Origin of the sequence: Thalassospira sp. MIT121401 (genome assembly GCF_047125595.1) — a bacterium.
Taxonomy (GTDB): domain Bacteria; phylum Pseudomonadota; class Alphaproteobacteria; order Rhodospirillales; family Thalassospiraceae; genus Thalassospira; species Thalassospira povalilytica.
The window spans coordinates 1,916,870-1,939,676 of the sequence record NZ_CP138926.1; the positions used below are offsets into that span (position 1 = coordinate 1,916,870).

22 protein-coding genes and 1 other RNA gene are annotated in these 22,807 nt (G+C 55.0%); 14 read left to right on the forward strand and 9 right to left on the reverse strand.

The annotated features are described in order from the left end of the window. Window positions 1-21 precede the first annotated feature (21 nt). Complete coding sequence (locus tag SIB88_RS08645; protein WP_101247858.1) at window positions 22-345, forward strand: hypothetical protein; 324 nt, start codon at window positions 22-24, stop codon at window positions 343-345. A 106-nt stretch (window positions 346-451) separates the two neighbouring features. On the opposite strand, the gene SIB88_RS08650 is transcribed toward SIB88_RS08645, so the two are convergent. Then, a complete protein-coding gene (locus SIB88_RS08650) occupies window positions 452-1,675 on the reverse strand; it encodes an MFS transporter (protein WP_412557877.1) in 1,224 nt (407 codons plus the stop codon). 112 nt (window positions 1,676-1,787) lie between these two features. Between SIB88_RS08650 and SIB88_RS08655 the strand changes: the two genes are divergently transcribed. Next, window positions 1,788-2,714 (forward strand): LysR family transcriptional regulator, encoded by a 927-nt coding sequence (locus SIB88_RS08655; protein ID WP_412557878.1) that lies wholly within the window; start codon window positions 1,788-1,790, stop codon window positions 2,712-2,714. 69 nt (window positions 2,715-2,783) lie between these two features. Here SIB88_RS08655 and SIB88_RS08660 read toward each other — a convergent pair whose 3' ends face one another. Further along, a complete protein-coding gene (locus SIB88_RS08660) occupies window positions 2,784-4,124 on the reverse strand; it encodes an MFS transporter (RefSeq protein ID WP_101247861.1) in 1,341 nt (446 codons plus the stop codon). Between the two features lie 449 nt (window positions 4,125-4,573). Between SIB88_RS08660 and cyoA the strand changes: the two genes are divergently transcribed. The 5 genes from cyoA to SIB88_RS08685 all read left to right on the forward strand — a co-directional run bounded on the left by cyoA (window position 4,574) and on the right by SIB88_RS08685 (window position 9,722). Continuing rightward, a complete protein-coding gene (cyoA, locus tag SIB88_RS08665; RefSeq protein ID WP_081649548.1) occupies window positions 4,574-5,707 on the forward strand; it encodes a ubiquinol oxidase subunit II in 1,134 nt (377 codons plus the stop codon). Between the two features lie 91 nt (window positions 5,708-5,798). Beyond that, window positions 5,799-7,808 (forward strand): cytochrome o ubiquinol oxidase subunit I, encoded by a 2,010-nt coding sequence (cyoB, locus tag SIB88_RS08670; protein WP_101304162.1) that lies wholly within the window; start codon window positions 5,799-5,801, stop codon window positions 7,806-7,808. A 10-nt stretch (window positions 7,809-7,818) separates the two neighbouring features. Then, entirely contained in the window at window positions 7,819-8,439 is a 621-nt protein-coding gene (cyoC, locus tag SIB88_RS08675) for a cytochrome o ubiquinol oxidase subunit III (RefSeq protein ID WP_022733300.1), read from the forward strand. Further along, entirely contained in the window at window positions 8,436-8,819 is a 384-nt protein-coding gene (cyoD, locus tag SIB88_RS08680; RefSeq protein WP_022733299.1) for a cytochrome o ubiquinol oxidase subunit IV, read from the forward strand. Before cyoC ends, cyoD begins: the two co-directional genes overlap by 4 nt. 93 nt (window positions 8,820-8,912) lie before the next feature. Further along, on the forward strand, window positions 8,913-9,722 hold the full coding sequence (locus SIB88_RS08685) for an SURF1 family protein (RefSeq protein WP_412557879.1): 810 nt from the start codon (window positions 8,913-8,915) through the stop codon (window positions 9,720-9,722). A 118-nt stretch (window positions 9,723-9,840) separates the two neighbouring features. Here SIB88_RS08685 and SIB88_RS08690 read toward each other — a convergent pair whose 3' ends face one another. The 4 genes from SIB88_RS08690 to SIB88_RS08705 all read right to left on the reverse strand — a co-directional run bounded on the left by SIB88_RS08690 (window position 9,841) and on the right by SIB88_RS08705 (window position 12,562). Then, entirely contained in the window at window positions 9,841-10,398 is a 558-nt protein-coding gene (locus SIB88_RS08690; protein ID WP_114113765.1) for a peroxiredoxin-like family protein, read from the reverse strand. A gap of 131 nt (window positions 10,399-10,529) precedes the next feature. Next, window positions 10,530-11,111, reverse strand: a complete 582-nt coding sequence (locus SIB88_RS08695; RefSeq protein ID WP_068517083.1) for a TetR/AcrR family transcriptional regulator — start codon at window positions 11,109-11,111, stop codon at window positions 10,530-10,532. Window positions 11,112-11,240: 129 nt separating this feature from the next. Further along, window positions 11,241-11,768 carry a dihydrofolate reductase gene (locus tag SIB88_RS08700; protein WP_068517084.1) on the reverse strand — a complete coding sequence of 176 codons (528 nt, stop codon included), beginning with the start codon at window positions 11,766-11,768 and terminating at the stop codon, window positions 11,241-11,243. Beyond that, window positions 11,768-12,562 carry a thymidylate synthase gene (locus tag SIB88_RS08705; protein ID WP_068517170.1) on the reverse strand — a complete coding sequence of 265 codons (795 nt, stop codon included), beginning with the start codon at window positions 12,560-12,562 and terminating at the stop codon, window positions 11,768-11,770. The genes SIB88_RS08700 and SIB88_RS08705 overlap by 1 nt, the downstream gene beginning before the upstream one ends. 210 nt (window positions 12,563-12,772) lie before the next feature. On the opposite strand from SIB88_RS08705, the gene SIB88_RS08710 reads away from it, so the two are divergent. The 3 genes from SIB88_RS08710 (at window position 12,773) to SIB88_RS08720 (ending at window position 14,460) form a co-directional block, all read left to right on the forward strand. Further along, window positions 12,773-13,333: a putative glycolipid-binding domain-containing protein gene (locus SIB88_RS08710; RefSeq protein ID WP_287466445.1), complete on the forward strand. Its 561-nt coding sequence runs from the start codon at window positions 12,773-12,775 to the stop codon at window positions 13,331-13,333. Window positions 13,334-13,412: 79 nt separating this feature from the next. Then, window positions 13,413-13,779, forward strand: a transfer-messenger RNA (tmRNA) gene (ssrA, locus tag SIB88_RS08715). Window positions 13,780-13,917: 138 nt separating this feature from the next. After that, the gene (locus SIB88_RS08720) at window positions 13,918-14,460 is read left to right on the forward strand and encodes an SspB family protein (protein WP_068517086.1); all 543 of its coding nucleotides are present in this window, start codon (window positions 13,918-13,920) and stop codon (window positions 14,458-14,460) included. Between the two features lie 81 nt (window positions 14,461-14,541). On the opposite strand, the gene SIB88_RS08725 is transcribed toward SIB88_RS08720, so the two are convergent. Then, complete coding sequence (locus tag SIB88_RS08725; RefSeq protein WP_412557880.1) at window positions 14,542-15,477, reverse strand: AEC family transporter; 936 nt, start codon at window positions 15,475-15,477, stop codon at window positions 14,542-14,544. 289 nt (window positions 15,478-15,766) lie between these two features. Between SIB88_RS08725 and SIB88_RS08730 the strand changes: the two genes are divergently transcribed. The 3 genes from SIB88_RS08730 (at window position 15,767) to SIB88_RS08740 (ending at window position 20,150) form a co-directional block, all read left to right on the forward strand. Continuing rightward, the gene (locus tag SIB88_RS08730) at window positions 15,767-17,383 is read left to right on the forward strand and encodes a fumarate hydratase (protein WP_068517088.1); all 1,617 of its coding nucleotides are present in this window, start codon (window positions 15,767-15,769) and stop codon (window positions 17,381-17,383) included. Between the two features lie 165 nt (window positions 17,384-17,548). Continuing rightward, on the forward strand, window positions 17,549-18,469 hold the full coding sequence (locus SIB88_RS08735) for a DMT family transporter (RefSeq protein ID WP_206927212.1): 921 nt from the start codon (window positions 17,549-17,551) through the stop codon (window positions 18,467-18,469). A 247-nt stretch (window positions 18,470-18,716) separates the two neighbouring features. After that, window positions 18,717-20,150, forward strand: coding sequence for a methyl-accepting chemotaxis protein (locus SIB88_RS08740; protein WP_412557881.1), 1,434 nt, complete (start codon window positions 18,717-18,719; stop codon window positions 20,148-20,150). Window positions 20,151-20,180: 30 nt separating this feature from the next. Here the strand turns inward: SIB88_RS08740 and SIB88_RS08745 are convergent, their stop codons facing one another. Then, window positions 20,181-21,311, reverse strand: a complete 1,131-nt coding sequence (locus SIB88_RS08745; RefSeq protein ID WP_412557882.1) for an AbrB family transcriptional regulator — start codon at window positions 21,309-21,311, stop codon at window positions 20,181-20,183. A 239-nt stretch (window positions 21,312-21,550) separates the two neighbouring features. Here SIB88_RS08745 and SIB88_RS08750 point away from each other — a divergent pair, with 239 nt between their 5' ends. Further along, window positions 21,551-22,183 (forward strand): alpha/beta family hydrolase, encoded by a 633-nt coding sequence (locus SIB88_RS08750; protein WP_412557883.1) that lies wholly within the window; start codon window positions 21,551-21,553, stop codon window positions 22,181-22,183. Between the two features lie 91 nt (window positions 22,184-22,274). Here the strand turns inward: SIB88_RS08750 and SIB88_RS08755 are convergent, their stop codons facing one another. Beyond that, complete coding sequence (locus SIB88_RS08755) at window positions 22,275-22,712, reverse strand: VOC family protein (protein WP_412557884.1); 438 nt, start codon at window positions 22,710-22,712, stop codon at window positions 22,275-22,277. Between the last annotated feature and the right edge of the window lie 95 nt (window positions 22,713-22,807).

Below are 22,807 nucleotides of genomic sequence, written 5' to 3' on the forward strand. Positions count from 1 at the left end.
TTTTCGAAAGAGGTTGCTTGCATGCAGGAACTCGAACTTACAGACGGGCGAATTGTGCGCGTATGGTGGCTGTTGACTTGGCGATCGTTTGCGGGGGCGTTTGTCGGCGGCTTTGTGATCAGTTTCGTTATCCATTTTGGTATCGGCTTCTTTAACAAGGTATCTGGCGCAACGCTTGACGGCGGATTTATCGTTTGGCTTTTCAATGCTCTATGGATGTTTTTCTGGCAGTTCATCGTTGTACGGATGATGCTCCGAAAACATTACAAAGGTTTTCGTCTGGCGATTGTCGCCGATGACGTGCCTGAAGCGGCAGAAGCCAGTCACACCGTGACCTCCGCATGAAAATCGCGCTGTCGGCTCACGCGCTTCAGGTCGCCAGATGTAAAAACACCCCGGTTTTGGCCGGGGTGTTTTTCGTTAATCGATCAAACAGGATCATGGTTGGTGATCAGGACTGCGCCGCCTTGCGATCGGCGATCATTCTGATGGACAGGCTGATGATGCCAGCCAGGATACCGACCGCCATCACCGACAGATAACCGCCGCTGGCAAATAGCTGGGTGCCAAGAACCGATCCGGATGCCATGCCGACAAACATCACGGTAAAGAAGACCGAGTTCAGTCTGCTGCGGGCTTCGGGGGCGATTTGATAGACAATGGTCTGGTGCGAAACCAGAGACGCCTGAACCCCCAGATCAAAGCCGATGGTGCCAATGGCAAGGATGGCAAGCTGTGCACTGACCGATGAGAGAGCGGGCACCATGCACATAATGGCAAAGGACAGGATCAGGATGACGGAGCCCAGTTTGGTAACCCGTGCCGGGCCATGGCGATCGGCAAGGCTTCCGGCATAGCGTGCCATCAGGGCCCCGACAGCACCGAGCAAGCCAAAGGCACCGGCAACGTCACTGCCAAGCTGATAGCGTTGATGGAGGATCAGCGAAAGCGACGACCAGAAAGCGCTGAAGGCAACCGCAAGGAATGCCTGTGCAATGGCCGCATGGCGCAGCGATGGATGTTCTGTCCAAAGATGCGCAAGGGATTGCAGGAGTTTGGGATAGCTCATCGTTGCGTGGGTTTGGAACGGCGGCAGGATTTTCCAAAGCGCAAAGCCGATGATCAGGATTTGAACCGCAGCGAGTTGCAGCACAATCCGCCATCCGAAATATTCGGCGATCACGCCACTGACCGTGCGTGACAGCAGGATCCCGATCAAGAGACCGGTCATGACGGTGCCAATGGTTTTGCCATGCAGATGTTTGGGCGACAGGATGGCGGCGGCCGGGACAATGTCCTGGGCCATGGTTGCGGTGATGCCGATCAGAAGACTTGTAAACAGGATGGTGTTCAGGCCCGGTGAAATGCTGCCGGTCAGAAGCATGGCCGCAAGCAGGACACTTTTAAGAACGATCAGGGTCCTTCGATCATAACGGTCGCCAAGCGGCAACAGGAACAGAATGCCCAAAGCATATCCGACCTGGGTCACGGTCGGGATCAGTCCGGTTGTCCCGACACCAAGCCCAAGTTCGGTCCCGATCATGTTGAGAACCGGCTGGGTATAATAGATCGAGGCCACGGCCGATCCCGCACCAAGGGCAAGCGCAAAGATGATGTTGCGCGACGGGGCCGTCGTGATCTGCTGCGGATCAGCAGTTGTTTGCGCGGTGGTCATTGAAAGCTCCGTAAAGCGGAATTGATTTTGGCCCAGAATATGGATGACGCGCTGGTTTGGTAGAGGGTTGTGCGGTAAGATGGTTATACGTAGAGCGTATGATAGGTGATGAATGTCTTCCGTTGATCGTATGGAGTTGATGCAAACATTTGTGCGTATCGTGGATGGCGGAAGTCTGTCGGCGGCGGCGGGATTGCTTGGCACGACCCAGCCGACCATCAGTCGCCGGTTGCGGACGCTTGAGGATATGCTTGGTGTCGAGCTGATCCTGCGCAATACGCATGCGATCAAGCTGACCGATGACGGGGAACGGTGTTATGCCCATGCCCGCACCCTGATCGAGGGGTGGGACGCCCTGACCGAAGAACTTTCGGGTACGGATGGCGAACCGGTCGGGCGGCTTGCGGTCAAGGTGCCCCATGCCTTTGGTCAGGATCAGTTGCTTCAGCCGCTGATAAAATTCCTGAAACGCTATGACCAGGTCAGTGTCGACTGGGTCCTGAGCGACCGGCCGCCGGACTTTATTTCCGAACGGATCGATTGCGCCATTCATGTTGGCGCGGTGTCCGATCCGTCACATGTTGCCGTGCTGCTTGCGGAAATCCCGCGTATTGTTGTCGCCTCACCCGACATTCTGAAAAACAGACCCGTTTGTGATGTCGGGATGCTGGCGGATCTGCCATGGGTGTCGCTCAAGACATTTTACGGGTCGGAGATTTCGCTGCAAAATATCGGCAGCCGGGAACTGATCCGGTTTCCGATCAAGCCGCGTCTGAGTACAGACAGTCTGTTTGCAACCCGTCAGGCGGTGCTTGGCGGGCTGGGGGCGGGGATTGTGTCGCGCTGGATCGTGACCGATGACCTGCGAACCGGAAAGCTGATGCATTTATGCCCGGACTGGCAAGCGTCATCCTTGCCGGTTTATCTGGTTTATCCCTATGCCAGCTATTATCCGGCACGCATGCGGAAGTTTTTTGAAATCCTGCGCGATTTCATGCCGGGCCTGGCCGAAGTCGAAGCCCCGGCGCATAGCCGATAAAGCCACATATGAAAACACCCCGGTTTTGACCGGGGTGTTTGTGGTTGGATTGGATACGGGATCCGGTGATCAATCGGTATTTTTGGATCCGAAATGTTTGTTGAAGTGCAATACCAGCAGGGTGACGATTGCCCCTGAAAGCAGGTAGGCACCAACACCGGGCAGGCCGAACTTGTCACACAGATACAATGCGATCAGCGGGGCAAAACCGGCACCGAGCAGCCAGGCCAGATCGGATGTCAGGGCAGACCCGGTATAGCGGTATTCGCGTTTGAAGTTTGAGGCCAGCGTCCCGGCCGCCTGACCAAAGCACAGGCCAAGCACGGCAAACCCGCCCAGAACGATCATGCCTTCATTGATGATGTTGAAGGAATAAAGCAGCGGGGTCAGAACAGCACCCAGGAAGATGATCCCGGCACTGTATCCCAGCAGGCGACGACGACCGAGCTGATCGGCGATGAAGCCCGATGCGACAATGCCAAAGGCGCAAAGTACGGCACCGACACCCTGGGTCAGAAGGAACTGCCCCGGATTGCCGTTGGCATAAAGATAGACCCAGCTGAGCGCAAAGACCGTGACCAGATGGAACAGCGCGTAGCTGACCATCGGGACCAGTGCCCCGAGCACAACGGTACGACCGTTATGTTTGAGTGTGTCCATCACGCGGGCGGCTTCGAGTTCGTTCTTTTCAAGAAGATGGCCGAATTCCGAGGTGGCAACCAGACGCAGGCGGGCAAACAATGCGACCACGTTGATGGCAAAGGCCACGAAGAACGCATAGCGCCAGCCAAAGGCCAGGAAGTCATCGGGATGCAGGGTCAGAAGCAGATAGGCAAACAGTGAAGATGCCAGCATGAAGCCAAGCGGTGCGCCCAATTGCGGGATCATCGCATACCAGCCCTTGCGGTTGTCCGGCGCATTGAGTGCCAGAAGCGATGCAAGACCATCCCAGGCACCACCCCATGCAAGACCTTGCAGGAAGCGGAAGCTGCACAGCAGATAAATCGCAAGAACACCGGCAGAGGCGTAGCTTGGCAGGAAGGCCATCGCCGCGGTCGAACCGCCGAGCATGAACATGGCAATCGTCAGTTTGACGCCACGGCCATAATGCCGGTCAACCGTCATGAAGACCAGCGAGCCCACCGGGCGGGCGATAAAGGCCAGAGAGAAGATGGCAAAGGAATACATGGTGCCGACCAATGCCGTTTCGCCGGGAAACAGCAATTGCGGGAACACAAGTACCGATGCGATGCAGTAAACGAAAAAGTCGAAAAATTCCGAAGTCCGGCCGATGATCACGCCAAGCGCGATCTGACCGGGATCGTTGGTTGCGTCGGCATTAAGATGCCGTGCGTCGCGTTCCAAACCTGACGAGGTGGCGGTCGCGTAGTTTTCGGTTGTTTGGTTCACGCCGTTCTCCCTATTCACTGGTCGGGCCTTTGGGGCCCTAACTGCTTTTGATTGGATCACAAATTCGGATCAAAGGACGATACGACTTTGGATCGAGTCTAAGTATAGACATGTGAATTGCAAACGTCAGTGTCAATTATTGTTCTGCAACGCACAACGCACGGTTTACATTGGGATGATAATTGTCATTAAGACCCTGCTATGCATGGCGCGTACCTTGACATTGCTGCGATGCAGCTATAGCAATTGCCGCGACTTTCCACCTTGGCAGGTTTTTGAAAAAAATTTGCTGTTTTTGTGCCCTTTTCGTGGATGTTTAGGATGACACTTCCTATATGCCGTTGCGGTAGGGTACGACGTGTGGCGATCTTCGATGGGTCGTTGTGCGGCTTGCAGGTATATGGTTACCTGTGAGAACATCTTCCAGAAACTGACAAAGTATGAAGCGCATGCTTTCAAAACTTGTACGCGGCGTCACTGTAACCTCGATGTTTTCGCTTCTGGCCGGTTGCAACCTGGTTGTGATCGACCCGTCGGGTGATATTGCGTCCCAGCAGTCCGATCTTATTATCGTGTCCACGATCCTGATGCTGTTGATCATCGTTCCGGTGATGGCATTGACGGTTTTCTTTGCCTGGAAATACCGTCAGGGCAACAAGGACGCGGAATACGATCCTGAATGGCACCATTCCACGAAGCTGGAAGTTGTCATCTGGTCGGCCCCGCTGGTGATCATTATCGCCCTTGGTGCAATTACCTGGGTTACGACGCATACGCTTGACCCGTATCGTCCGCTGGACCGTATTGATGCCGAACGGCCGCTTGCCAAAGACCACAAACCAATGGTGGTTGAAGTTGTTTCCCTTGATTGGAAATGGCTGTTCTTCTATCCGGAACAGGGCATTGCGACCATTAACGAGCTCGCGGCGCCAATCGACACACCGATCCAGTTCAAGATTACCTCTTCGGGGATCATGAACTCCTTCTTCATTCCTGCACTCGCAGGTCAGATTTATTCGATGGCCGGCATGGAAACCAAACTTCATGCCGTGATCAACGAAGAAGGCGTTTATGACGGCTTCTCTGGGAATTACAGCGGTGAGGGTTTCTCCCACATGCGCTTTAAATTCCACGGTCTGAGCGAAGAAGGGTTTGAAGATTGGGTTTCGAAAGTGAAATCCGACGAGAACTTCCTTGGTCGTTCCGAGTATCTTGAGCTTGAAAAGCCGAGTATCGATGAGCCGATCCACTATTTCAGTTCGGTTGATCCGGAACTTTATGGTGCGATCCTCAACATGTGCGTCGATCAGTCGAAAATGTGCATGAACGAGATGATGGCCATTGACGAGAACGGTGGTGGTGGTCTGGCCGGTATTTATAACGTCATGTCCTTGACCTATGACGTGCCGCGCATGCGCGGAAGCCAGCCATTGCCCGAGAGCAAATCCTATGTGGCGACCTTGTGCACGACCCCGGAAGGCGGTTTTGCCGGTGATTTGAATGCTTTGCCGCTGTTTGATCGCGTGCAGGCATCTGATCGTGCCATGAGCTTTGCGCCGTCAGGCGTTTCGACAGGGTTCTGAAGCAGTGCCGGTTGGGGGATCCCAACCGGCCCTTCGCGGTTTTAGCACCGGACAGCCGGTGTATTGCTGCATTTGAAAGAAGAGTAATTCGATGTTCTCCAATCCGGACCTTTTGCATTTTATATTTGGCCGGCTGTCGCTTGATTCACTCCCGTTCCATGAACCGATCCTTGTGGTGACGTTCGCGGCCGTGGTTCTGGGTGGTATCGCCGTTCTGGGCGGTATTACTTATTTCCGCCTCTGGGGATATCTCTGGAACGAGTGGATCACGTCGATTGACCATAAAAAAATCGGCATTATGTACATCATATTGGCGCTTGTCATGCTTTTGCGTGGTTTCTCCGATGCGCTTATGATGCGTGCCCAGCAAGCGATGGCTTTTGGCGGCTCGGAAGGTTTCCTTCCCCCTGATCATTACGATCAGATATTCACCGCCCACGGCGTAATCATGATCTTCTTCGTGGCCATGCCGCTGGTGACGGGGCTTATGAACTTTGTCGTGCCGCTACAAATCGGCGCGCGTGACGTTGCGTTCCCGTTCCTGAATAATTTCAGCTTCTGGATGACCACCAGCGGTGCCGTGCTGATCATGGTGTCGCTGTTTGTCGGTGAGTTCGCGAAAACCGGCTGGCTGGCATATCCGCCGCTGTCTGACATTGTTTACAGTCCGGGGGTCGGGGTCGATTATTACATCTGGGCCCTTCAGATTGCCGGTGTCGGGACGTTGCTTTCGGGGGTCAATCTGGTTGTGACCATCGTCAAAATGCGCGCACCGGGCATGTCCATGATGAAAATGCCGGTCTTTACCTGGACGGCACTTTGCACCAACGTTCTGATCGTGGCTGCGTTCCCGGTTCTGACCGCCGTTCTGGTCCTGCTGGGGCTTGACCGGTACGCCGATACCAACTTCTTCACCAACGATCTTGGCGGTAACGCCATGATGTATATCAACCTGATCTGGATCTGGGGTCACCCGGAAGTTTACATCCTGATCCTGCCGGCGTTTGGTGTGTTTTCCGAAGTTGTGTCGACATTCTCGCGCAAGCGTCTGTTTGGGTATAGCTCGATGGTGTATGCCACCGTGGTTATCACCATCCTGTCCTATATCGTCTGGTTGCATCACTTCTTCACCATGGGCTCGGGTGCCAGCGTGAACGCCTTCTTTGGTATCGCGACCATGATCATCTCGATCCCGACCGGTGCGAAGATCTTCAACTGGATGTTCACGATGTATAAGGGCCGCATCAGTTTTGATGTTCCGATGCTGTGGACCATCGGTTTCATGCTGACCTTTGTGATCGGGGGCATGACGGGTGTTATGCTTGCGGTTCCGCCGGCTGACTTTGTGTTGCATAACAGCCTGTTCCTGATTGCGCACTTCCATAACGTGATTATCGGTGGTGTGGTGTTCGGGATGTTTGCCGGTATCGTTTACTGGTTCCCCAAGGCATTTGGCTTCAAGCTTGATCCGTTCTGGGGCAAAATGTCCTTCTGGCTCTGGCTTGTCGGGTTCTATTTCGCCTTCATGCCGCTTTATGTTCTTGGTCTGATGGGGATTACCCGCCGCATGAGCCAATTTGACGATCCGTCGCTTCAGATCTGGTTCGTGATTGCCGCCTTTGGTGCGCTTCTGATTGCCGGGGGGATCGGTTCGTTCATTCTGTCGATCGTTGTTGCGGTGATCAAACGTGACAAGCTTCGTGATGAAACCGGTGACCCATGGGGGGATGGTCGTACGCTGGAATGGTCGACTTCGTCGCCGCCCCCAGCCTACAACTTTGCCTTTACCCCGGTTGTCCATGATCTTGATGCATGGGCCGACATGAAGAAACGTGGTTATGTCCGTCCGACGGAAGGCTTCCTGGATATCCATATGCCGAAAAATACCGGCGCTGGCTTTATCCTTGCCGCTCTGTCGCTTGTTCTTGGTTTCGCGCTGGTCTGGCATATCTGGTGGCTGGTGATTGCAAGCTTCATTGCCCTGGTTGTCGGTGCAATTGCCCACACCTTCAACTATGACCGCGATTATCACATCCCGGCATCTGAAGTCGTGGAAACCGAAGACGAACGTACTGCCCTTCTGGCAAAACAGCAGGCGTAAGGGAATGACAATGGCGAATAACACTGCCGCACAGACCGAAATGCCGGTCTTCTATCTGAAGGAAGAGCATCACCCGGAAACCGGGACGATGCTTGGCTTCTGGATCTATCTGATGAGCGATAGCCTCATCTTTGGGATTCTGTTTGCAACCTATGCCGTTATTGGCCAGAATTATGCCGCAGGTCCGGCACCGACTGATTTGTTCGATCTGGAATTGGTGGCGATCAATACATCGATGCTGCTGTTTTCGTCGATTACCTATGGCTTCGCCATGCTGCAAATGGAAAAAGGCAGTATTGCGGGCACACAGCTTTGGCTGGCGATTACCGGTTTGTTCGGTGCCGCGTTTGTCGGGCTGGAGCTATATGAGTTCCATGAACTTTGGAGCCTTGGTGCGACGCCGATGCGAAGCGGGTTCCTGTCGGCATTCTATACGCTGGTTGCGACCCACGGTCTTCACGTGACGTTCGGGATCATCTGGCTGGTGACCCTGATGATTCAGGTAGCCAAACATGGTCTGATCCCGGCCAATAAACGTCGTCTGATGTGCCTGTCGATGTTCTGGCACTTCCTTGACGTCATCTGGATCGGTGTTTTCTCCGTTGTTTATCTGCTGGGAGTTCTGGGATGAGTGCACATTCACACGCACATGATGACCATCACGGCGATGGCGGTGCCGGCCACGGTACCTTCAACAGCTATATGATCGGGTTTATCCTGTCGGTTATTCTGACGGCCATTCCGTTCTGGCTGGTGATGGATGGTGTTCTTGACAGCAAGATCGCAACCGCACTTTGGATCATGGGTCTTGGTGTGGTTCAGATCATTGTTCACATGGTCTATTTCCTGCACATGAACACCAAATCCGAAGGTGGCTGGAACATGTTGGCGCTGATCTTTACCCTTGTGATCGTTGCGATTGCCATCGCCGGTTCCATGTGGGTGATGTATCACCTTAACACCAACATGATGCCGCAGATGGATCATGACATGATCAAAAGCTTCGGCTAGGCCAATGCTTGATATCTAAAGGGGGCGCGATACTTTACCGGTATCGCGCCCTTTTTCGTTCGCAGACACAGATGCCCTTGGAAAGAAAGCGAGATGACGGACAACCGCATTTCCCAAACCGCCAAAACGACCACAGCAACGCAACCATCGCGGCGCGGACCATCCATGACCACCCGGATTGTGGTTCTGGCACTGGCGGCCATTCTGTTTTCCGGGTTTTGCGCCCTTGGATACTGGCAGATCGAACGCCGGGCCTGGAAACTTGATCTGATTGCGCGGGTTGATGCACGCGTGCATGGCGAAGCCCAACCGGCCCCACGCCGCGATGACTGGGCCAATGTCAGTCGCGAACGCGATGAATACTGCAAGGTGACGGTTACCGGCACCTATCGCAATGACCTGGAAAGCCATGTCTATGCCGCGACCGATTACGGGGCGGGCTATTGGGTGATGACGCCGCTTGAACGCGACGATGGCACGATTGTCATGGTCAATCGCGGCTTTGTCCCGACCGACCGCCGCAACCCCGCCACCCGCAGCGATGGCATGGTGGACGGGGAGGTCACGGTGACGGGGCTTCTGCGTCTTGACGAACCGGTCGGGACATTCATGCGTGACAATGTGCCCGGGGATGATCGCTGGTATTCGCGCGATGTGCGCGCCATGGCCGAAAAGCGCGGGCTTGATGCCAATGATGTTGCCCCGTATTTCATTGATGGCGACGGGGCGGAAAACCCGGCAAAGCTTCCGGTCGGCGGACTGACCCGGATCAGTTTCCCCAACAATCATATGTCCTATGCGCTGACCTGGTTTGGCATGGCGGCATTGACGATTGTTGCAGCCTGGATCGTGTTGCGCCCGCGCCGGCGCCGCGAAGAGGGCGACGACCCGGACGAGGGTTGACCCTTCGGCGATCTGATACCGAAGAGCAAAAAAGCCCGGCATTTCAGTTGCCGGGCTTTGTTTTGCAGATTACGTCGCGACAGGTTGGGGAAGGGACCTGTTCGCATGTTGGGCAGGATCACGGATTGGTGTGATCAATCACTTCGCCGCGTGCCGGGTAGCCCTTGGCAATCACGAAATCAAGCGCGCCAAGGATCTGGTCAAAGGCCGGGCGGGCAAACGGCATGGTCTGGACCGTGCCGAAATAAAGGGTGCCGTCCGGGCGGACCAGAAACAGACCGGGTTCGGAAAAGATCGCCGGTTCTTCATAGCCGCTTGAGGTCACGCCGTTCGAGGTCGAGATATAAAGACCCCATTCGCGGGCCTTATCAAGATCAAGCCCATAGCCGAGATCAAGGTTTTCAAGGCCCCATTTTGCCTTGGCCTCGGTCGCACGGTCTTCGCCGTCCGAGGACAGGACGACAACATTCACACCGCGTTTGGCAAAATCGGCGAGCTTGTTATCAAGGTCTTTGAGATATTTGCCGCAGATCGGGCAATGCAGGCCGCGATAAAACACGACCATGGTGAAGTTTTCCGGTTTCTGATCGGCCAGCGACCAGGTGCCGCCCCCGACCAGCGGGACGCTGAGAGACGGGACAGGCTGACGGGGCAGAAGCGGGGTAATTGCAGACATTTCGTTCCTCAAGACTTGGTGTATGTGCTGTTTGATCTTATTATGGAACGATCATTCTATAATGCAACATGTTTCGAGACCGATCACTGAACCGTGATCGGAAACAGCGTTTTGCGGGGTTCACAAACCGGTCAGTTCAGGGCTTCGAGAATGGTGTTGGTGTAATCTTCAAGCGTTTCACGATCCGCACCGCGGCGCGACATCAACTGAACGCCCTGGATCGACCCGGCAAGAAAGCGCGCCAGTGCGCGGATGTTCTTGTCCTTTGAAATCGTGCCATGTTTGATGCCACGGCTAAGCGCGGCGGCGAACATGTCTTCGACCCGGCGAAAGGCCTGATGGGCGATGGCAGCGGTTTCGGGATCATGCGGGGCCAGTTCCATCCCCGAATTCACAATCAGACAGCCCTTATGTTTGCCTTCTGCGCAGCCGGTTTTGGCAGTGTCGCGGAAAGTCTTTTCAATTGCTTCGCGGCCGTCTTCGATTTCGCGAAGATTGGCAAAACGCTCGGAACTGATTTTCTGGCTGTAATGGTCAAGCACGCGCAGGAAAAGAGCCTTTTTGTCGCCAAAGCTTGCATACATGCTTGCCCGGTTCAGGCCGGTTTCTTCCACCAGATCCTGAACAGAGGTCGATTCAAAGCCTTTGCTCCAGAAGATGTTCATTGCGTTATCAAGAACGCTTTCTTCATCAAATCCGCGGGGGCGCGCCATGACATTTCCTTGGGTAGTGACGAGAACACTGGAACGAGTGTTCTATAACTGTTTTAAAGATGGATCGGCTGGCCTGGAAAATCAACCGCTGTGGCATCACGGCAGGGTGCAGCCACACGCATATCGCGCCTATATCCGATCAAGGGTCACGAAACTGTAGTCCGGACCATCGGGATTGTCGATCCTTTGACGGGCGGTTTCGCGCCATTCATCTTCTGCCAGCGGATCAAGGAATGTGTCGCCGTCGATCTTTGCGTGAACTTCGGTCAACTCAAAGCGCGTCGTAAAAGGCAGGGCGAGGTGATAAATCTGGGCGCCACCGGCAATGATGACTTCATTGATCCCGTCGCGCAGCGCAATTTCGTCGGCAAGCCTGATGGCCGTTTCGATGTCATGACAGACGCGGACATTTTCATGATCAAATGACCAGTCCTTATCGCGGGTAACGACGATATTGGTCCGTTTGGGCAACGGGCGCCCAATGGCTTCAAACGTGACGCGGCCCAAGATCATCGGTTTGCCAAGGGTCAGGGCCTTGAAGCGTTTAAGGTCTTCGGGCAGTTCCCACGGCATCCAGCCATCCTTGCCGATGGCGCCATTTTCGGCCGCAGCAACAACCGCAACCCGTTCAATCCGTTCATTGTTGTTTGCCGGCATCAGACAGCAACCTTGCCGGCAATATGCGGGTGCGGGTCATAACCGACCAGTTCGAAATCCTCGAACTTGAAATCAAAGATCGATTTGACATCGGGATTGATTTTCATGGTCGGCAGCGGGCGGGGATCGCGCGACAACTGCAATTCAACCTGTTCAAGGTGGTTGGTATAAAGATGCGCATCGCCAAGGGTATGGACAAAATCGCCAACGCCAAGATCACAAACCTGGGCAATCATCATGGTCAAAAGCGCATAGGATGCGATGTTGAACGGCACGCCAAGGAAGATATCGGCACTGCGCTGATACAGCTGACAGGAAAGCTTGCCATCCGCGACATAGAACTGGAACAGGCAATGGCAGGGCGGCAGCGCCATGTTGGGCACGTCGGCCACGTTCCAGGCCGAAACAATCAGGCGGCGTGAATCGGGATTGTTTTTGATCTGATCGATCAGGCCGGTGATCTGGTCAATGGTTTCCCCATTGGCCCCGCGCCATGACCGCCACTGGCCGCCATAGACCGGGCCAAGATCGCCGTTTTCATCGGCCCATTCGTTCCAGATGCGCACACCGTTGTCTTGCAAATATTTGACGTTGGTGTCGCCATCAAGGAACCACAGCAATTCATGAATGATTGATTTCAGATGCAGTTTCTTGGTGGTGACCAGCGGGAAACCTTCGGACAGATCGAACCGCATCTGATGGCCGAAAATCGATACGGTGCCTGTACCCGTGCGGTCTTCCTTGCGCGTGCCGGTGTCGCGCACCAGACGCATCAGATCAAGATATTGCTGCATGCTCAGTCCTGCGTTTTTCGGAATCGTCTTTGGGGCAGCATAGTCAGGTCGGCGGTCATCGGCAAGCAACGCAGTGTCCCCTTTGATATCGCGTTTTAAACACGCCCCTGCTGACGGTTCCTGTCAGGAGAGATCGCGCAAATTCACCCCGTGTGGCTATACTTGATCGCATGAAATTTTGGCGCGTTTAACGCAGGGAGTGTCGGTCATATGCGAACGGAAGTTCAGTGGGTTGATTGGGACGGAAAGGGGCTTGAACATTGTGTCTGCCAAACCGACGCCGACGGGATCAAGCTTGAGGGTGTGGTGATTGGGACGCGTGAAGGCCAGTATGGCGGATCGTACCTTGTTGTGACCGACGCGTCATATGCAACGCGCGAAGTCCGGGTAAGCTATGTCGGCGGGGCGCATATGCATGTCACATCTGACGGCAAGGGAAACTGGTTTGACTGTCTGGCTGATCGGGATTTGCCGGCTCTGACGGGCTGTTTTGATGTGGATATCGGCATCACGCCAGCAACAAACATGCTTCCGATCCGGCGATTGCAACTGCCTGCGGGGGAGGCGTGCGATATTTCGGCAGCCTATGTGCCGCTTCCAAGTCAGATCGAGGGTGATTTTCTTCCGTCGCGTGCAGCGCAACGTTACAGCTGTCTGATTCCGGGGCGTCGTTATCGCTATGAAGGGCTGTTTCGCAATTTCTCGGCAGAGCTTGAAATCGATGAGGCCGGGCTGGTGATCGATTATCCCGATACGTTCCGCCGTGTTTGATGGTGGGCAAAATCGGCAATCCGGCATTGCCCGGATATCGGAATGTTCCGTTCGAATGAAAAAAAAGATTTCCCAAATCCCCTTGTGAAAAGGACCCGGTTTGACCTATATAGGGGCTGTCGGGGCAACCCGACTACGGCGCTAAACTGCGTGACAGAATAGGCTTTACGGACCCGGGGGCGGTACCCGGCGGCTCCACCAAATTTATCGGTTGTCCGACTCAGACAATCTTCGTGGGGCCGAAATAGGATCGACGTGAGCAGTAAAAGTCAATGTGGGCGCTCGGCATGGTACCACCGCATCGGGCCAATGTTTGTAAATGCAAACGACAACAATGCTCCGGTTGCTGTTGCCGCCTAAGCGGTACTAGCACCAAAGCGAAATTCCGGTTGCCGGGAGCGGTAATCTGGTGGGGGACGGGGCACCTAGCAACAGAACGCCCCACTCTTGTATTTATTCCCCGCTTCGTTATGAATAGAGTCAGTATAAGGCACTCCAAGATGCAATTGGCGTGCAGAGATGCTATATGACAATGACGGGATTTGCCGGAAAGCACCGGTATCCCGCCAGATACAGGATTACTGATGCAGAAACCGGAAGAATTCCGTTACGATCTTATGGTCGACCAGGCGCTGCGCGGCGTGGTGAAAGATATTCTTGCGCGCGTGGCTGAAGAAGGCCTTTTCGGCGAGCATCACTACTATATCACTTTCCAGACCAACCATCCCGGTGTTGCACTGCCTGAAAGTCAGCGCAAAGCGCATCCCGACAACATCACGGTGGTGTTGCAGCACCGGTTCTGGGATCTGAAGTCCGAAGATGACCATTTCTCGGTTGGAATGAGCTTCGATGGCATGCCGACCACTGTGGTCGTGCCTTTTGATGCGATGCTGGCCTTTGTCGATCCGTCTGCCAACTTCATGCTGACCTTCAGCGTCGAAGAAGAAATGGATGACGATGATTTCGACTTTGAAGAAGATGATGATCTGGATGCCGATCTGATGGATGACGAAGAAGCGGCACCGACGCTGGTGGCTGAACCGTCAAAATCATCGCGCAAAAAATCCAAACCCGATGCGGGCGAAACCGGTGAGGTCATCGCACTGGACGCGTTCCGCAAGAAATAAAACCAGCCCGCCTTTGGGCGCATGGCCGGAACATTGATCACGGGTCTGACACCAATGTGTCGGACCCGTTTTCAATTGCGGTCAGGCAATCGCCAAATAGGCCGAAAGAGTGCCAACCGACAGGATGGTGGTGATCAGGATCATGCGCCCGGTCAGAACACTTTCGCGGTTATAAAATTCGGCCAGCATGAAGGGCCCGGTCCCGGTCGGAAGGGCTGCAAGCAGGACCGCAAGATGGGCCATGTGGCCCGGCAGGCCAAGAACCGGCACTGCCATCACCCAGGTCAGGGCCGGTTGGACAACCAGTTTGAGGATCACGAAAATCCCCGTGGTGCTCCATTTTTCGTGCTTCTGATTGGCGGTGCGATCAGCCAGAAACAGTCCAAGTGCAATCAGTGCGCACGGGGCGGCCGCCCCGCCAACAAGTTCCAGATAAACATCGACCGGGCCGGGAATTTCCCAAGGGGAAAGCATCACCACTGTGCCAAGGGTCGGCGCAATCAGAAGCGGGTTTTTGACCAGTGCCTTGAGGGTCTTGAGAATGATGTCAAAACGGCTGGTTTCCTGTTGCAGGCCAAATTCGATCAGGATGATGGCAATGGCAAACAGCACACAGGCGGTCAGGATGGTGGCAATCAGGGTTGCGGCCAGACCGCTTTCACCAATCAGGGCCAGAACAAGCGGGAAGCCAAGGAAACCGGCATTGGCGTAACTGGTGCTAAGGCCGTCAATCACCGCATCGACCAGATGATGGCCGCTGGCAATCCGCATGATGATGGTCAGTATGAAAACCACGCCACAGCCGAAACCAAAAGCCAGAATGAAGTCAGGTTGCCAGATTTCATGGGGTTCGGCCTTTGCCATGATGTCAAACAACAGGGCGGGCAGGGCAAAATAGACCACAAGCCGGTTGATTTCGCGCGTGGCGGTCGGACCAAGGGCACCGCCTTTGCGCGCGATCCATCCTGTCAGGATCAGTGCAAAAATCGGCAGGATAATCAAAATCTGGGAAAGCATGGGCAAACCTGAAACAAAAAACGCACCCGATTGTGGGTGCGCAACCTTGATGCACTTTTAGAACGGGTAATGTATAGGGCAGGATCAATCAGCGCGCTATCAGAATGATCGTTTACAGGCAATAGACGCCCAATAACAGGCTTTGCTTATCCGCAGAACTGCGTATTTGCGGGCAAAAAACGCATATAAGGGCAAAGAACGTGGAAATTTCTTTGTCGAGGCGCTATGTTCCGCGTCAATTATCGAAAAAAACAATCCCACCTTGTTTTGAGAGAGACGAGAGCCTTCCATGAGTGATTTTGTCTATAAACCCATGTTCGATCAGGGGAAGGACACGACCCCGTACCGCAAGATCGGCGATGAGGGTGTTTCCACCGTTGACGTCAATGGCGAGACCTATTTGAAGGTTGAACCCGAAGCGATTGAAAAACTGACCCTTCAGGCGTTTTTCGATTGTTCGCACCTTTTGCGTCCGGGCCATCTTGAACAGCTTCGCAAAATCCTTGATGACGAAGAAGCCACCCCGAACGACAAGTTCGTTGCGATGGATCTTCTGAAAAACGCATCCATTGCCTCGGGCGGTGTGTTGCCGATGTGTCAGGATACCGGAACGGCAATCGTCATGGGCAAACGGGGTGGCAAGGTCATCACCGATGGTTCGGATGAAGAAGCACTGTCCAAGGGTATCTGGCAGGCCTATCAGAAACATAACCTGCGCTTTTCACAGGTTTCCCCGATCAACATGTTCGAAGAAAAGAACACCGGGTCGAACCTTCCGGCACAGATCGATCTTTATGCGACCAAGGGCGATGAATATAAATTCATGTTCATGGCAAAGGGCGGCGGGTCTGCCAACAAGACCTTCCTGTTCCAGCAGACCAAGGCGCTTCTGAACCCGGAAAGCCTGCGCAAATTCCTTGACGAGAAAATCCGTACCCTTGGGACGTCTGCTTGCCCGCCTTATCACCTTGCCATCGTTATTGGCGGTACGTCGGCGGAAGCCTGCCTTAAGACCGTGAAAATGGCGTCAGCGCGCTATTACGACAACCTTCCGACCGAAGGTGGCGAGCATGGTCAGGCCTATCGTGACCTTGAATGGGAACAGAAGGTTCTTGAGATGACCCGCGAAATGGGCATCGGCGCACAGTTTGGCGGCAAGTATTTCTGCCACGATGTGCGTGTGATCCGTCTGCCGCGCCACGGGGCAAGCTGCCCGGTTGGTCTGGGTGTTTCGTGCTCTGCCGACCGTCAGATTCTCGGCAAGATCACCAAGGACGGTATCTTTATCGAGGATCTCGAACATGATCCGGCGAAATACCTTCCGCAGGTCACGGACGAGCATCTTGATGACGAAGTGGTCAAGGTTGACCTGAACCGTCCGATGGATGAAATCCGCAAGCAACTTTCGCAATATTCGGTCAAAACGCGCCTGTCGCTGACCGGGACCGTGATTGTGGCCCGTGACATCGCGCACGCCAAAATCAAGGAACGCCTTGATGCCGGTGAAGAGATGCCCGAATACCTCAAAAACCATCCGGTTTATTATGCCGGTCCGGCAAAAACCCCGGAAGGCATGCCTTCGGGTTCGTTCGGCCCGACCACGGCCGGTCGTATGGATGCCTATGTCGAGCAGTTCCAGGCCGCTGGCGGTTCGTTCGTGATGCTGGCAAAGGGCAACCGTTCGAAGGCCGTCAAGGACGCCTGTGCGAAATATGGCGGTTTCTATCTTGGTTCGATCGGTGGTCCGGCTGCGCGTCTGGCACAGGATTGCATCAAGAAGGTCGAAGTTCACGAATATCCGGAACTTGGCATGGAAGCCGTCTGGAAGATCGAAGTCGAAGACTTCCCGGCCTTCATCGTTATTGATGACAAGGGCAATGATTTCTTTGCCGAATTCGGCATCTGATTTCGATCCGGCCATCGGGAAAATCAAAAACGGCGCAGGGGCAACCTTGCGCCGTTTTTTCATGGATTTTGCCGCGCATAGCTGACCTCCGGTCAAAGGGGTTGCCGTATTGGGCGCGGCATGGTCTGATTCGGGCAAAATCAACCCTTTATCGGATAACCTGTTATGTCTGAAACTTCCGCGCTTCGTGCCACCAGTGCGACGGAAAGCCGACTTGTCGGTGTGACATCTGCCTTGGCGACGGTTTGTATCTGGGCCGGTTGGCTTATTGCGACCCGTTATGCCATGACATCAAGCTTTACAGCTGTGGATATTGGTCTTTTGCGCTTTGTGGTGCCGTTCGTTCTGCTTGCCCCGATCTGGCTGAAAAAAGGCATCTGGCCCAAGGGGCTTTCGATTGCCAACGGTCTTTTGATGCTGGTCGGGTCGGGGGCGTTTTACACGCTGATGGTTGCCAGTGCGCTGCAATTCGTTCCGGCAAGCCATGTGGGCATTTTGTTGCCCGGTGTGATGGCGGTCTGGGCGGTTCTGATTGCTGTTGTGATGTTTGGCGAACGTCCGGGCAAGCTACGTTTGACCGGGTATGGTGCGGTGATTGTCGGGGTCTTGTCGCTTGTGGCGCTTAAACCGGCCGGTGAGGTCAGCAGTGACATGTTGCTGGGCTATGGCCTTGTTTCTGCCGGGGCGTTCATGTGGGCGTGCTACACCCATGCCATGCGCCAAAGTGGTCTTGGCGCGCTTGAAGCCGCGGCCTTTGTCGGTTTCTGGTCCTTTGTGATCATGGCCATCATTGCGGTCTTTACCGGCACCACGCTTGCCGATGCACCGGTTGGCGATGTCATGATGCTGTTGACCGCACAGGGGCTTTTGGCCGGTTGCGTTGCGGTGATTACCTATGGCCTTGCCGTGCGTCATATCGGATCGACCGGTGCGTCGGCATTCGGGGCGATGACGCCGGCTCTGACAGCACTTGGCGGTGTGATCCTGCTGGGTGAGCAGGGCAACCTTGCGCTGGCACTTGCCGTGGTGCTGGTGATCCTTGGTGTGATGATCGCATCGGGTGTCTTTCGCAAGGTCAGGGTTTAGGTCCGCCAAGCCCTGATCGGTTGTTTCATACACCAGATGGCGTGGCAAAGCACCTTTCGTCCGGCCTAAATGATTGATTGTATTGCACGCGCGAAATGTTCTTTTCGCGTGTGCAATAGTACGCTAATATTCCCTTGTGACCGGGCAATGGCGCCCGGACATTTCGATGATTGGCAGGCAACGAGGCTTGCATGACCTGTTTGGTTTCCGTTCGGGGACCGAACTGTTTCAGCCTCGGAGTTTCAAGATGCTTGCCGGTTTCATCCGTTCTGTTTCCCCCGAAAACGATCCGCAATTCCGTCGCGCGCCTGATGGTTCTGCACTGGTTGATATTTTGCGTTTGCTGCGTAAGGTCAGCACGGTCGCAGACGAGGCCAGCGCACGCAATGAGGCGATTGGCGATATCCTGACCGCAGTTTGTGACTATTGTGCATGGCCGATCGGGCATGCCTATTTGCGATCGGGTGATGAATTGTCATCAGCGGGCATCTGGTCAATCAGTTCATCAATTTCCGGCGCAAAGATTGCCGATTTCCGGGCCCAGTCCGAACAGACTGTTTTTGCCCTGGGGCAGGGATTGATCGGCAGTGTCGCGGCCAATGGCACGGCGGTTTGCATTGCGGATGTCACGCAAAAGGATGGTTTCCTGCGTGCGCCGTCTGCGGCGCGAAACGGGCTTCGGGGATGCTTTGCCCTGCCGGTCAAGCTGGCAGGTCGCACAGAAGGCGTGATCGAATTTTTCAGCCCCGACATTGCCCGGCTTGATGATGAATTGCTGGAACTTCTGGGATTTGTCGGCGGGCAGGTTGCCCGCATTCTGGAACGTGAACAAGTTTTGAAATCGCGCGAACAGCTGGCATCGGATTTTGAAAATCAGGTTCAGGGCACGGTCGGGATGCTTGGCGCTGCGGTCAGTCAGGTGCGCAGCGCGCTTGACGTTCTGGGCGACAGCCATGATCAGACGCGCAACTGCAATCAGGGGATCGCGCAGGCGGCACAAAGTGCGCTTCAGCGGATTGAAAATGTTGCCCAGCAGATGGAAACTTTGAAAAGCCAACTGGTACATGTTGGCGGCGAGGCGGCCGAAACCGTGCGCACCACCCACGAAATCGGGTGTCAGGCCCGTGACATGCGCGAAACATTTGCCACCCTTCAGGCCCGCGCCGCCGATGCGGAAAAGGTGCTGTCATCGATTTCGGCGATTGCCGCACAGACCAAGATGCTGGGTCTTAATGCATCGATCGAAGCTGCGCGCGTCGGTGAGGCCGGCAAGGGGTTTGCGATTGTCGCCAAGGAGGTCAAGGCCCTTGCCGGGCAATCTGCCAGTGCAACAGACGAGATTTCGCGCTGGATGGAGCTGATGCTTGAAACCATTGCCAAGGCCGGCAATGACATCGATCAGATTGCCCTGGCGATGGATACCTTGCAGGCGCGATCCGAAACCACCGCCGCACAAACAGAAGAACAGGCCGAAATCTGTATTTCCGTCGCATCGGGGGCAACCAGTGCCGTTTCCGAAGCACGGTCGGTCGGGGACAGTGTCGAAGAAATCACCAATGCCATCGCCCATGCCGATGCGGTTGCCGGTGAACTCAGCGATGCGGCTGCAAATCTTGAAACCCAGGGAAGTGAACTTCGCACCCGGGTCGAAGGCTTTATCGGCAAGATCCTTACGATGTGACCTGATATCTGCCTGCGCAGATGTGATCCATCAGGCCTTTTCGTTTTCGGGTCCGGTCAGATGGGCGGTGCGCCGTGCAACCAGCCGGGCAAGCGGCGCACCAAAGGCAAGGACCATGAAAAACCGCGTGGCCTGCAACACCAGTATGAATGACAGATCGACATTGGTGCTGGCAGCAATGATGGCGACCGAGTCAAGTCCGCCCGGGCTTGTCGCCAGATAGGCGGTCAGCGGATCAACATCCATGAAGATCACCAAAAGACCGGAAATCCCCGCACAAAAGCCGATCAGCATGATGATCGACAACAAGACCTTGGGAAAGGCATGGGCGGCGTGACGCAAGACCGGCGGGGTGAATTTAAGCCCGATCACCCAGCCGATCATCGCATAGGTCAGGCCCAGAAACCATTCGGGCAACACGACATCGATATAGCCGCTGACATGCAGGATCATGGTGACAATGATCGGTATCAGAAGCGTGCCCGACGGCAGGCGCGATTTTTCCCCGACAAGGCAACTGATAGCTGCCAGCCCAAGCGTGATCGCAAAGCCCGGTACATCAAGCGGCGGGAACCATTGATGCGCCAGTGCCGCGGCGGCGGCGACTTCGGGATCAACCCAGAAATTGGCAACACTGGATGCCACGGCAACCACGATCACCACCCGGACATATTGCATGAAGGCAACAAGACGGGCATCCGCGCCAAAGGCCTCTGCCATGATGACCATCGCCGATGCTGCCCCGGGGGATGAGCCCCAGATGCCCGCCGTTCCCGGCAGAACCTGTTTGACGCACAGGATCCAGCCCAGAAAGCTGCTGGCCAGAAGCGTTATGGTTGTGACCCCGATGATCAGCGGCCAGTCCTGGACAAAGGATGTCAGGATGCCGATGGTCATTGATCCGCCAATCATCACGCCGAGCACGGATTGCGCCCCGAGATAAAGGGATTTCGGCGGTGTGATGGTGGCACCATTGGTTCCCATGACAATACCGATAATCATCGGCCCGACCAAAAGCGCGGCAGGCACATGCCAGCGATGAAGCAGCACCGAAAACACCAGCGATACCGAAACCATCACCATCCACTGGACCGGCTTGGGCAATCGGCCAAGGCGTTCTTTTGATGGTATTTCGGGTGTTTGTTGCGGTTCTGATGACACGATGATTGCCTTTGCAAACAAAAGGATCGGCATATCGCGGGTGGCGCGATCTGACAGATATCGGCACAAGGGGCTTGCCGACCGGGTGGGGCGGGCAATTATAACCTTATAATCATTCAGGAATCGAGCTTTTGCAAAAGAGGTAATCTCTGCAACTGTAATTAGCTGCACGTAGCGTTACACATCGCAGCCGTGTGGTTCTGTGATCTGGTCTGCAATGACTGTCTGGAGATTGTCTGATGACGACGTATGAAATCCCGTTTCTGTTTGACGGGGATGAGAAGGCCGGTTTGACCATCGCGCTTGCACATGGTGCCGGGGCGCCGATGGACAGTCCGTTCATGAATGAAATGGCGGGGGCAATGGCTGCTGGTGGTTTGCGGGTGGCACGGTTCGAGTTTCCCTATATGGCCAAACGCCGGGTGGATGGCAAAAAGCGCGGGCCCGATCGCGCCGAAGTTCTTTTGCCGTTTTTAGGCGAGGTTGTTCGCCAGCTTGGCGGGCCGGAAAACCTGATACTTGGCGGCAAATCAATGGGCGGTCGCATGGCCAGCATGGTGGCAGATGATCTTGGCGTGGCGGGGCTTGTATGCCTTGGATATCCGTTCCATCCGCCGGGTAAACCCGAAAACCTTCGCACCGAGCATTTGGCCAGCCTTGTAACGCCTGCATTGATTTGTCACGGAACGCGCGATCCGTTTGGCAAACCCGACGAGATCGCCGGATATGATTTATCAAAGGCGATCGGGCTGCATTGGGTTGAGGACGGCGAACACGATTTCAAGCCGCGCAAAAGTTCCGGACGGACGCAAAGCCAGAACATTTTAGAGGCGGCCGGTGCGATATCGGATTTTGCCCGAAAACTGACCTGATGATACCGGCCCGCCATTGATCGGCGGGCCGGTTTGGTTTGCGTTGATCTGATTTGGGGCGTTCAAGTCGTACGGTTTGGCGCAAGGGGGATCAGGCCAGAATGGCCTGGGCATCATCAAGGAAGTGATGGGCATATTCCGATGCGATTTGCCCGGTCTGGCTTGCAATATCAAGGCGTACGCCATTGGGATCAAGCAAGGCAAAATGGCGTTGCCCCCACGGTTCGTCACGGACATCCATGGCGAATTCGAAACCGGCATCGCGCAGTTCGCTGGCGGCAGTTCCCGCATCTTCGACTTCAAGACATATCACACTGCCTTCGCCAAGTGTGGCGGCATGGAATATGGCCGGCTGGGTTTCGTGGCCCGGTTTCATCAGGCCAAGCTGAACGGACGGAAAATCCGACCAGACAAGCTGGCAATACCAGTCGCCATCAAACACCGGGGTAAAGCCAAGCTTTTTGTAAAAGGCACGGCTTTGGGTGAATTTGTCGGTGATGATGATGGGGTATGAGTTGGTAACTTTCATTGTCATGCTCCTGACATTGGCGTTTGATCCTGTCCCGATTTCTCAATGGTTGCACATCCCTCCTGACAGGAGCCTGTCAGGAGCGGTATGATAAT